Consider the following 11,587-nt stretch of genomic DNA (forward strand, 5'->3'; position numbering starts at 1 on the left):
GCAAGATCATCCGCACGGCAAGCGGCATGTTCAGAAAAACATGCGCCAGAACCACGCCATGCAGCCCATAGATCGATAGTGTGGGCAGCCCCAATGCGACCCCCAGATCATTCATCACGCCGGATCGCCCGAACACCGCCAGCAGCCCCAGCACGGCCACGATGGCCGGCAGCAGGAATGGCGCACCCATCAGCATGATCAGCGCGTCCCGCCCCACAAACCGCCGTCTTGCCAGTGCCCTGGCAACCGGAATGGCCAGCGCGGTTGAAAACAGCGCTGACAGCGTTGCTTGCCAAAGGGTAAATCGCACCGCCGCCCAATCAGACGGGGACAGCGCAAAACCCGTGGCCCGCGCACCCACTGCGATCAGCGGCACCGCGACCAGCGCCAGCAGCATCGCTGCCAGCGCCAGTGCGACAAGGTTCAGCGGGCGAGCGCTGTTTGCCATTCGGCCAAGGCGCCTTCCCGCGCCGCTTGCGCTTCGGCCGCCGTCATCAGCAATGATTTTGCGGGTCGGAACGCGTCAAACCGCGCCGGCAGCCCGGCGGCAGGTGTCACCGCCGGATACATCCAGTTGGTCTGCGGGATCAGCGACTGGAATGCATCCGACAGCATGAAGGCCAAGAACTGATCGGCCAGCGCGCCCTGATCACTGGCGGCAAGCTTGCCTGCCACCTCGACCTGCAGATAGTGCCCTTCGTCAAACAGCGCCGCCGCCTTGCTGTCATCGTTTTCGGCAATCAGGTGGTAGGCGGGCGAAGTGGTGTAGCTTAGCACCATATCCGCCTCGCCCTGCAGGAACAGCCCGTAAGCCTCTGACCAGCCGGGGGTGACGGTCACGATATTGTCGGCGAGGCCAGCCCAGATCTCGGGCGCGCGGTCGCCATAGGCGGCCTTCACCCACAGCAGCAGGCCAAGACCGGGGGTCGACGAACGCGGGTCCTGAATGATAATCTTTAGATCGCTCGCCGCCAATTCCTCGAAGGATTTCGGGGCATTGGACAACTTTGTCTTGTCATACACAAAGGCAAACCAGCCCCAGTCGAAGGGCACGAACAGCGGGTCATCGAAGGCCACCGGCAGGGTGGTTGCCGCAGTCGCCCCGTGCGGCACGAACAGGCCGGTTGCGGCCGCGGCGGCAGTAAGGCTGGTGTCCAGACCCAGCACGACATCAGCCTCGGACGCGGTGCCCTCCAGCTGGACGCGCGCCAGCAGCGCCGCGCCATCGCCCGCGCCCACAAAACGCAGATCGCAAGCGCACGTGGCCTCGAACGCCTTTTCCACCGCCGGGCCGGGGCCCCATTCGGAGACAAAGCTGTCATAGGTAAGGACTGTCAGTACAGGCACGTCCGCCATCGCAGGCAAGGCAATGGTCACAAGGCCCGCAGTAAGGAGTGGGTATTTCATAAAGGTTTCTCCAACTGCGACGGATTGGTCGGGAATGGAGTAACCCATGCACCTTCCCTCCGCCGGTATGATCCGGTTCAGGTTCGACGGGTTCACTTGCGCATCTCAGCCGGCGGGTGTTTCCACCCTTGGGCACCCCGAGGTAACGCGGAAGATAGGCCATTGTCGCGCGGGCGCAAGACCCCTATTCGCGGCGCAGATACAGGCTGCCACTGGCCTCGCCGGTGCTGTCTTCGACAAAACCCAGTGCGGCAAGCGTCGGCAGATGCCGTTCCCGGTCGCGCGCAATTTCCGATGGGTCAAGGAAGGGCAGCAGAATGCGCCGCACGCCAGCAAGGCGGTCTTCGGTCCAGACATCGGGCGACACCAGCGTGCCAGCACACCGAATGACCTCAGGGCGGGCCTGCTGCAACAGCGCGGTCAGACCCGACCAGTCGCTACCCGGATTCAGCGTGACACCCGAAAAGGCGATCCCCTCGGTCGCCTCGCCAAGATTGCGAAACGCGGTTTCGCGGGCGAATGCCAGCAGGGCTGGCCGCTCCTCATGGATCGTGACATCAAGGTCCGGCAATGCCGCGCGCGCCCGCAACGCAACAAAACCAATGCCACAGTCCAGATCCAACAACCGGGTGCAGCCGTTCAAAAAGCCGGCGATATTACGGGCATGGCGTCGGTCGAACTTGCCGCTCTTCAAAACTTCCATCGTCGCCGCGGTAAAGATGCGCGGATCGAGCTGCAGTTTCAGGCCCTGATTCTCGGCCTCTTCCAACGCAATCCGGGCTGACGTGTCGATGGCTCCGCTAACGTACGGCGACGCGAAGGGAGAGCCCCAGCCCGGTGGCGTGGGCGTCCGGCGTTCTTCCTTTGGCAGTTCGGCCCGGCGTTGTTCCAGCTTGGTTTGCACCGCTTTCACGGCCGCCGGGTCGCGGGCTTTCGGCGGCTTTGCGACAACTTGGCTGATCGGCACATCGGACGCGGCAAGCAAGCCCGCGACCAGCGTCTGATAGGCTTCGGACTGACGGTATTCTGCCAGTCGCGCCTCAGCCCGTTCGTGCGCAGCGTCGTGCAGACGGCAAACTTCGGGGTCCTTCAACAGTTCGGCCATGATCGCGGCGCGGCGGTCGCGGTGATGCGCGATCTTCAGGTCTTCAACCTCATTGCGATCTTGCAGCGACCAGTAGTCGGAATTGTATTTGTCCTTCTTCAGGTTCGCATTGCCCCGGAACTTGCGGAACGAATAGGCATCCATCGACTTGATGGCGTAATGGTTGATCTGTGCCCAGTCATAACCCACGGTGCGGCGGATCGACCGCCAGCCACGAAACTTGAACCACTCCTCCAACGGGCGTCCCGACCCGTTCACCCACAGCACGGATTCCGGGTAATCCGTTTCCTTGTGTTGCGATTTGATGATCGGACGGTGCATCCCAAGCCGCAGATACTTGGGGTCGTATTTGAGCATGGTCTTCGTGCCCCAACCCTTGTTCCAGAACTCGGGTGCGGCGCGGGTGAACTGGTCGGTGATCGGCTCCCGGCTCCAGTTGCGCACACCGCTGGACCCAAAGATGCGCCAGGTCATCACCATGGCCTGCGCGTTCATCGCCGCCAGATCGGTCACCATGCCGTCCAGCGTGTGCGACGGGTGGTTGACGCACAGAAACTCGTCCGCATCCAGCACAAGCAGCCAGTCGGACGCGCAGATCAGGTCTTCATCCCCGGCCAGCTTCAGCATCGAAGGGTGCGGTTTCATGCCTTCGGGAATCACGTTCTCCCGGTGGTGCACGCCAATATCCAGCGCCTCCAGCCGCTTTAGGATTACGTCGGTGCCATCGGAACAGTCGTTGGTATAGACCATCACTTCGGTGAAGCCGACCGCCAGATGATGCGCCACCCATTCCACCACATAGGAGCCTTCGTCCTTCATGGTGGACAGCGCCACCAATGTCCCGTGCGGGCTGGTCTGCTTGACGAAATCCATCTGCGATCCGGTCATTCTTCCAGGGCTGCGGTGGGGTCGATCTCCAGTTTTTCGCACATCCGGGCGATGTAGCTGCCTTTCAGGGGCGGGTTCTTGCGCCAGAAAGGCCGGGCGGCATTGGTATAGATATGCACCGACATGGTGTTGTCGGTGAAATGCCCCTCGACGTTGGAATGCGGGTCGTAGAACACATCGTTGAGCTGGAATGGCACCGGGTACAGCGTGTCGGCCGTCATCGCCTTGTCGATATCCCCCGTCGCAGTCGCGTAATAGGTGAATGCCTGCGGACCAAACGCCGTGCGCTCGGTCTGATAGATCCGCACGGCTTTGGGCAGGCTTGCGGGCAGCTTATCCATCTTGCGCTTTTGTTTGTTGCCCCACCAGGCGGGATAGTCCGGCAAGTTGTCGTAATACTCCAGCAACGCCTCGATCAGCCGCCCGGTCTTTGGCATCGCCACCACGCCGCAGTTCAATGCGCCGCGCATCCCGTGACCGGCATAGATATGCTCCTGCCCTTCGGGAAAGGGTTTGTGGCAATAGGCGTCACAGTCGATCCAGATCGCCCCGGTCGCCGCAATCATCTTGTAGCGGAACACGTTGGACAGGAACGAGGCCGAAGTTTCCGCCACGATCGCCCGATCGATCTGCATGATTTCAGATGCCGCCCGCACCTCCACCCCGGCGGGCACATTCCGCACCTGGTCGGTGCAATAGAGCGTGACCGGATGGCCCTGCACGAGATGCGATTTCAGGCATAGCTGATTCACATAATGCAGGCTTTCCCCGATCCAGAGCGAGGCGACGGGGCGGCGGTTAAGGGTCATGGCTTGTCCTGTTTCATGGGTATTGTGCATCCGTCAGAAGACGGAGGCAAAGCGGTCCGGCAGGCGATACAGCTCCTTCGTGCGCCCGCCGCCAAAGAAGGTGATCTTGCCATCGTGCAGGTGCTGCTGATCGTCGATCATCTTCTTGCGGAAGTCCGTCAGCTCGATGTCTTCGCGCACAGCCTTGCCTGCAGAAAGCTTCTGGAATGTCTCCAGATCGCGGCTCCAGGCCTTGCCAACATCGTTCAAATCGCGTTCCCCCGCCATCGTCTTGCGCATCTCCTTGCGCCCGCTCAGGCGTTTGGTGACCATCTCATGATCAAAGAACCGCAGGTGCAGAAGGTACAGATGCGGGTCAAGGAAGCGGGGCTGATGCGAATTGGCGTGCCCACCGATTGTAAAGCCTGTCTCAGACCGCAGAATGCAGGGCTTGGAGTAGTTGGCATTGGCCCGAAACACCCTGCGGCGTGACAGGATAGGCTGACCCGGGACCAGCGGCTCGGGCTCTTCCTCGGGGTTGTGGATCAGCTCAATACCAAGCGGACAGATGGATTTTGGCGTGGTCTTTGGGTCATCATAGCGCTGCAGATAGGTCGGCAGGTCAGCTGCTGCGTCGGGATCAACGACCACGATTTCGTCGACATCGCCGACGAAGAACCAGTTGTAATAGCGCAACATTCCTGCAGAGAACTGCGAAGAAACCGACCAACGGCGGCGTTCCATCCGCCACATCGTCGGGTCGCGCGGCAGACGGATGACATTGGCGCCTTCTGCGATGCGCTGATGTGCCGGGTCGTCGCCGTGCGACAGAATGTACAGATGCTGCCGACCAAACTGCTTACCGTAATAGTCTACCCACCGCTCCAGAAAGAAGTAATCCTGATAGACCATCGTCATCGCACCGCAGGGCACCTTGGTCGGATCCATGATGGTGCGCTGTGCCATGCGTCGGCTCTGTCCTTGCCATTGGCCTGAACGCTATCATGCCCATTCGCGGCACATCAAGGCCGTGGCGCAGGACAGCGCGCCTCAGGAAAGCCTTGACCTTCGGAACGCGCCGTTTTCGTATTGCCCACAGGATTGACCTGTCCGATCGCTGATGAAAGACCCCGCCCACATGCCACACCCATACGAGGACTTACCGCCCGACAGATATTGGCGGACAGGTGTCGCCGACGTTGACGTGCAGGACATTGCTGGGCTATGGAAGCCCCGGCTTCACATTAACTCGCGTACCAGAATCGTCACTGCGGGGTCATGCTTTGCCCAGCACTTCAGCCGCGCACTGGTTGCGCGCGGCTACCGCTGGATGAATCTGGAACCAGGACCTGCAACTCTGACCCCAGCGCAACGGCATGACTATCACTACGGTACCTTCAGTTTTCGTACCGGCAACATCTACACCCCACGCATGCTGCGCCAGTGGCTGACCTGGGCGCTGGAACGGGTTGCGCCGCCCGAAGACGTCTGGGAAACCGGCGGGCGCTTCTTCGACCCGTTCCGCCCGGCGGTCGAACCTGATGGCTTTGCCAGCGTCGAAGAACTGCGCGCCTCGCGCGAGGTGACGCTAGAGGCGATCCGCCAGGCCGTCGCCACCGCGCATGTCTTCGTTTTCACCATGGGTCTGACCGAAGCATGGCAGAACCGGCACAGCGGCACTGAATATGCAGTTTGCCCCGGAACTATTGCCGGAGAGTTCGATCCCGAAACCCATGTTTTCGTCAATCACCGCTTCGCCGCCTTGCTGGATGACATGACCGCCGTGCTGCGACTGCTTGCAAAGGCCAATCGGCGCCTGAACGTTTTGCTGACCGTGTCGCCGGTGCCTTTGACAGCCACAGCATCCGGCCAACATGTGCTGGCGGCGACCAGCCATTCCAAATCGCTATTGCGCGCCGTGGCGTCCGAATTGATGCACGGGCGGCCACGGGTGGATTACTTTCCTTCCTACGAGATCATCACCCACCCGGTGTATCGGGGCCAGTTCTTTGCGCCCAACCTGCGATCGGTGCTGCCTGAAGGCGTAGACCATGTGATGCGGTGTTTCTTTCGCGATATCGCTACCCAGTTCAATGTTCCAGCCCGGCCGGACGTGCTGCAACCAGAGGCTTCTCCGGCATCCGGGTCCACCGAAACCGAAGCCGAGTTGACCGAGGCCGAAGAGCTGCGCTGCGAGGAAGAAATCCTTGCCGCATTCGCGCCGCGATGACGGGTCTGGGGCACAATCCAAGGCTCGTGGTTTTTGGCGACAGTCACTATGCCTGTCTGCGTCATGCCCATCGGTTGGGGTTGGTCGACGTCAGCGGCACCGATCTGGAATACTGGGGTCACGTCGGCAAGCGCTTCCTTTTCCTTGAATTCCGTGACGGCGCAATCCATCCGACGGATGATTTTACTGCCAATCGTTTTGCCAAGTTCAACGAAAAGGGCCGCCTGTTCCTGCCGCCCGCCGATTTCGACATGGTTCTCATTGCAGGCGCGCGCACGCAACTGAGCCCGCTGTTTCGTACACTCCTGTACGCCCGGATGCATGGCCCCTTCATCACCTCGGGTCTGAGGCGCAGGATCGTCCGGGATTTTCTGCACACCAAGATCGGCTACAACTTTGCCCGGCACTGCGCTGCCACCGGTACCGCGCGCATCGTGCTGTCACCGGTCGCTCTTCCGACGGAAGGCGCGCCCCAGCTTGAACCAGCGGTCACGCCAGAAATGCGCGCAGCCGGTGCCGAACAGCGGGCGGAGATCTGGGATACCATCGTCGATGTGGCCGCAGCCGAAGGCATTACCGTGATCCCGCAGCCGGAAGAAACGGTAACCGCCGGAATGTTTACGCGGGCCGCCTTCGCGATTGAGAACCACGTCGAGAGAAATGATTTCGAACACCGAAACCCGGCTTACGGCGCACTGGTCTTTTCCCGCGCATTGCAGATTTTGAACGTCTGACAAGTTGACCTTGCGTCCGTTGGGTCTTGCCCAGATCGGGCTTGGGCTTGCGCAGCAGGACCGGGCCTAGCAAGATGGACAACAGGCCCAACACACCGGCTGGCCGCTCCGGAATTGCGGCCAAGGAAACCAGGAATGTTGCAGATCAATCAGTCCCTTCCCTCTGGCGCGCTGATCGGGCGCGAAGGGCTGACGCTGTCCAAGGCCCTGCAACGAACCAACGGCGCGTGGTTCGCCGCACGCGAAGACCGTATCCTGCGCGATGGGGACCGGATCACCGGCTGGCGCGAAGCTTCGGATGGCGTTGACGCCATGTGCACCGAGCCGAACACCGGCAACAGCCAGTTTGACCCCGGCCCGCCAACGGCACTTCTGCTTTCCCCCGGCGTGCATTGCGGCTTTGTTGTCCCCGACTTTACCCCCGAGGTAGAGAGCTTTACCGCGGCCGTGATCTACACCTCGCCAGCCAATGCCGCAAAAACCCTTTTCGCCGTCAGCACGGGCAAGACCAACAACCTGATCTTTCTCAGCGAATCGGATGGCATGCTGTTTGCCAAGGACCGCGAGAATACTGCTTTGGCCGAGGTTCCTGTGCCCGCCAACCCTACACAGGCGCGGTTGGCGATATTGACCTTCTCGGGCAGGCGGCTGGTGCTGCAAACTGCCGGAAAGACGATCAATGCCGAAGGCACGTTGCCGGGAATGGCACATCCGGGCCACTTCTTCATCGGTTGCCGGTCAAACCGCTCCGGCTTGACCAAAACGCTTGGTCTGGCGCGTCTGCATGACGTTGTGTTCTGGCCGGACAGGGCGCTGCTCGGCTCCTCCGACCCAGATGATACTGCCGCTCTTTCGGCGCTGAACAGCTACCATCGCTGGGCGTATTGACCCGTGGCACCTGATTCAGAACCCGAGGCGGAACTGCGGGACACCCCCCTCGATATCCCACCTGAGATGGCGCTTGATCAGGCCGCAACAGCCGACCGGTTCCTGATCATGGGCGCGCATGCCAATCTGTGGTTCGAAGGCCGGTCAGATGTACTGATCATCTCTTTCGACAATCTGGCCACCATTGATGAAGGCTGGCCGCGGCTGCCCTGGCTGACGCGCCGGTTGGACCCGCTGGGCCATTCGATCCTGGGGGTGCAAAGCCACGCCAAGGACTGGTTCCGCAATGCCACCGCCCCAGCGCTTTTGCGTGGGCTGGAAGAACGCGGATTTTTCCGCCAGTTTCGCCGCATCGTGATGACCGGGGCATCGATGGGGGGCTTTGCCGCGCTGAACTTCGCCCCGCTTATCCCCGAGGCACGGGTGCTGGCGTTCAGCCCGCAATCGACGATGAACAAGATCATCGCGCCGTTTGAGGAACGTTTTCCGTTCGCGGTGCGCAAATCGAACTGGGAGGGGATGCCGTTCCTCGATGCTGCAGCGGCGATGCCCTACATCCGCAAGGCAGTGATCCTGTTTGACCCGATGGTTCCCCAAGACCGCGCCCATGCCGCGCGTCTGGCGGGTCCAAACGTGCAGCTGGTGCGCCTGCCTCACTGCACGCACGAAGCGATCCGCGTGGTGCTGAAGTCCGGCGCCATGCCCAGCCTGATCGACGCGCTTGTCACCGATGATGCGGTCGGCCTGCCGTTCTGGAAACAGTTCCGGGAACGCCACACTGTGCCCAAATGGCAGCGTGCCTTGCTGGCCAATGCCGCAAATCGGGGGCGGCCCAGGCTGGTGGTCAAAGCTGCCACCGCGATGCTGGATGCCGGCAAAGATCTGCCCGAAGGCGATATGGCCTTTGCCCGCCGCGCCCGCCGGGCTGCGGTCACGGAAGGCAAGGCGGGCTAGGCTGAACCGTCGGCCCTGTGCTATGCCAAGTCGCAGCGACAGGTCAGGCCACAAGACCGAAAGACGGCAGGGGACGATACCGGATGGATACGACACGCGCGCCGATGTGCGCTATGACGATGGTGGGGGGCGATCACTTCTTTCTGGAGCGTTGGGTCGAATACTACGGTCGCCAGCTTGGCCGCGAGAATCTGTATGTCCTGAGCCACGGCGGCGACCCCGAGCACAAGCGCATTGCCGACGGCGCGAACGTGATCTACCTGCCGTTCGATCCGACCCGCAACTGCTTTAACCAACGGCGCTGGCAGATGCTGTCGCGGGTGACCAGCGGTTTCACCAATTTCTACAATTGGGTTCTGGTAGGCGATGTGGATGAGATCGTGGCTGTCGATCCGGACGTGAGTGACAATCTGGTCGAATACATCTCGCGCTTGCCGGACCGGAGGGGTCCGAAGGTCATCACCCCCTTTGCCATTGAAATGGTTCACAATCCTACGCTGGAGCCGGACCCTATCACCCAAGGGCGCAACATCCTTGATGTGCGAAAGATCTTCCGGCTGAACGCGAATTACGCCAAACCCTGCATCACCGCGACCAAGCTTGATATCGTGCCCGGCGGCCATTTCGCCAGCCACCCGCACCTCTATCTCGACCCGCATCTCTATCTGTTTCATCTGCGCTTCATCGACTATGAGATGACCGAAAAGCGCCTTGCCACCCGCCGCGCGCAACGCGAAATCCAAAGCGGGGCTTTGGAGGAAACAGAACGCAAGACAACCGGCTGGGATACCGCCTGGGACACTTACTCTGCCCTGTCGAAGGAAAAGCCCCGCGCGGTAACCGTGGACTTCCCTGAGTTTCGTCGCGAAATGATCGACGGTTGGCGCCCGAAGAAAGAGGTTTACTGGGCCCCCGGCGGCGCGCGACCAAAGGGTGTTTACCAATTGCCAGACCGCTTTGCCCGCCTGTTCTGATGTTGTCCGGAAAGGACCCCGTTGATGCCTGACAAGCCTATCCCCAGCACCGGCACCATCCTCAAGGCCGAGAATGGCGATGTGATCGCTTATGATCAAACCGGGCTTGTGCTGCGCCTGTCAGACCGGGTGATTGCCGATATTGCGGCGCGGCTCGATCTGCCGGTTGCCGAGGTTGGCATTCAACAGCCAGAACAACCGCCGCAAAACCTGCCCGAGGATCTGGATATCTGGGCTGCCCGGCAAACCGGTGAATGGACCAGCTTTCAAGGCAACCTGCCCGGTGCCGATGGCACGCGCGGCTATCGCCGGCACATCGACGGCGGTGCAATTGTCGCCGAAGCGCGGGGGCCGCTTATGGCCATCCTTGGCATCGGCGGCGCGCGCGTTGGGCTTGCCTCGCCGGGACCGGGGGCGTTTCCCTACCATGTGTTTTCCCCTGCCGATGACATCGGTGCCGTCGGCATGGGTGGCGATGGCAAGGCGCCCGCCACCGCGCTTTTGCAATCGCTGCGCGAACAGACGCTGGAGGCGTTGCTGGCCGAAGATCTGCTGTCGCGCCGGGCGGCCGCACGTATGTCGTTGCCGCTGTTCTTCGTGCGCGCTGAAACCGACCATGCCACCACCACCGCCGATCTGGGCACCGGCCTGGCGATGGCCAATTTCGATGCAGCCTTGGCCAACCTCGTCGCCGCTGCCGCGCGGCTTGGCACCACGGCGCAGGTGCTTGCGGTGACGCTCGACTATGTGTTGGAGGACATCTCGGGTGATGCCATCGCCTACCGTGACGGGGTGATTGCGCTGATGGAACGCATCACGCGAAGCATGGCCAAACATCACCTTGCCCGCCCGATGTTTCTTGCAGCCTTCGATTGCGGCACGCATGACATCACCGATGGCCCGGCCCTGAACGGCCAATGGGAACTGTCGTGGAACCACGCCGACCACCTGCTGCACTTTACCTGCCCGGCCTATGCCTTTGCCCTTGATGATACCGGCCGGCTGACTGACGACGGCCGCCGCGCCAAGGCCCGCATCGCCGCCGAAACGCTGTTGGCCGTGCAGGCGGGGGATCGCTGGCTGTGTCCGACGATCCAGCTTGCCGAACAGTCCGGCACCACGATTCGCCTGATCTGCGACTCTCGCTCCCCCCTTGTCATCGATCAGCGCGATCCCTTTGCCGCAGGTCCGCAGGCCGGGTTCCGGCTGGATGGCGCGACAAACGGCGCCAAGATCAAGACGGTGGAAATCGACCCCAACGATACCAAAACCATCCTGCTGCACTGTACCAAACGCCCCGAAGGCGTGGATTTGCATGTGGCTTATGCCCACGGCGCGGCCCCTCATGCTGGCCCCCACCCCGCAAACCGTGGCGCGCTGCGCGATGACTGGGCGGCCGATGGCCTGCACCGCTGGGCACTTCCCGCGCGGTTGCGTGTTACCGGTGGTGCCGGCTGATGGCCTTTACGGCAGACAGTATCGCCGCAGACAACATCTGCGTGATCTGGGTCGATGACATGATCGATGTCTTCACCTGGCGAAACACCTTTGGCATCGAAATCCAGACCCCGCATCTCGACCGGCTGCTTGGCCGCGGCCTGCGCTTTTCAAATGCCTAC

At 61.7% G+C, this 11,587-nt stretch carries 10 protein-coding genes, 1 pseudogene and 1 riboswitch; of the genes and pseudogenes, 6 read left to right on the top strand and 5 right to left on the bottom strand.

The genetic code is table 11. The annotated features are described in order from the left end of the window. From RMO18_RS18655 to RMO18_RS18675, 5 genes and pseudogenes are all read right to left on the bottom strand, one after another. A pseudogene (locus RMO18_RS18655) lies at positions 1–448 on the bottom strand (thiamine/thiamine pyrophosphate ABC transporter permease ThiP); the annotation flags it as partial. Continuing rightward, positions 424–1,407 carry a thiamine ABC transporter substrate binding subunit gene (gene thiB, locus RMO18_RS18660; RefSeq protein WP_309667965.1) on the bottom strand — a complete coding sequence of 328 codons (984 nt, stop codon included), beginning with the start codon at positions 1,405–1,407 and terminating at the stop codon, positions 424–426. The pseudogene RMO18_RS18655 and the gene thiB, both read right to left, overlap by 25 nt. Before the next feature lie 37 nt (positions 1,408–1,444). Beyond that, positions 1,445–1,557, bottom strand: a riboswitch (TPP riboswitch). A gap of 34 nt (positions 1,558–1,591) precedes the next feature. Continuing rightward, positions 1,592–3,385 carry a glycosyltransferase family 2 protein gene (locus RMO18_RS18665; protein ID WP_309667966.1) on the bottom strand — a complete coding sequence of 598 codons (1,794 nt, stop codon included), beginning with the start codon at positions 3,383–3,385 and terminating at the stop codon, positions 1,592–1,594. Between the two features lie 11 nt (positions 3,386–3,396). Then, positions 3,397–4,209, bottom strand: a complete 813-nt coding sequence (locus RMO18_RS18670; RefSeq protein WP_309667967.1) for a hypothetical protein — start codon at positions 4,207–4,209, stop codon at positions 3,397–3,399. Between the two features lie 33 nt (positions 4,210–4,242). Next, on the bottom strand, positions 4,243–5,154 hold the full coding sequence (locus RMO18_RS18675) for a glycosyltransferase family 2 protein (RefSeq protein ID WP_309667968.1): 912 nt from the start codon (positions 5,152–5,154) through the stop codon (positions 4,243–4,245). 172 nt (positions 5,155–5,326) lie between these two features. On the opposite strand from RMO18_RS18675, the gene RMO18_RS18680 reads away from it, so the two are divergent. The 6 genes from RMO18_RS18680 to RMO18_RS18705 all read left to right on the top strand — a co-directional run bounded on the left by RMO18_RS18680 (position 5,327) and on the right by RMO18_RS18705 (position 11,426). Beyond that, the gene (locus RMO18_RS18680) at positions 5,327–6,418 is read left to right on the top strand and encodes a GSCFA domain-containing protein (RefSeq protein ID WP_309667978.1); all 1,092 of its coding nucleotides are present in this window, start codon (positions 5,327–5,329) and stop codon (positions 6,416–6,418) included. After that, complete coding sequence (locus RMO18_RS18685) at positions 6,415–7,152, top strand: hypothetical protein (RefSeq protein ID WP_309667970.1); 738 nt, start codon at positions 6,415–6,417, stop codon at positions 7,150–7,152. Before RMO18_RS18680 ends, RMO18_RS18685 begins: the two co-directional genes overlap by 4 nt. A 135-nt stretch (positions 7,153–7,287) precedes the next feature. Then, a complete protein-coding gene (locus tag RMO18_RS18690) occupies positions 7,288–8,040 on the top strand; it encodes a hypothetical protein (RefSeq protein WP_309667971.1) in 753 nt (250 codons plus the stop codon). A gap of 3 nt (positions 8,041–8,043) precedes the next feature. Then, the gene (locus RMO18_RS18695; protein ID WP_309667973.1) at positions 8,044–8,994 is read left to right on the top strand and encodes a hypothetical protein; all 951 of its coding nucleotides are present in this window, start codon (positions 8,044–8,046) and stop codon (positions 8,992–8,994) included. An 83-nt stretch (positions 8,995–9,077) separates the two neighbouring features. Beyond that, positions 9,078–9,968, top strand: a complete 891-nt coding sequence (locus RMO18_RS18700; RefSeq protein WP_309667974.1) for a glycosyltransferase family 2 protein — start codon at positions 9,078–9,080, stop codon at positions 9,966–9,968. 24 nt (positions 9,969–9,992) lie between these two features. Further along, on the top strand, positions 9,993–11,426 hold the full coding sequence (locus RMO18_RS18705; RefSeq protein ID WP_309667976.1) for a hypothetical protein: 1,434 nt from the start codon (positions 9,993–9,995) through the stop codon (positions 11,424–11,426). The last annotated feature ends 161 nt before the right edge of the window (positions 11,427–11,587 follow it).

This window comes from Tabrizicola sp., assembly GCF_031377265.1.
Classification (GTDB): domain Bacteria; phylum Pseudomonadota; class Alphaproteobacteria; order Rhodobacterales; family Rhodobacteraceae; genus JAUYQR01.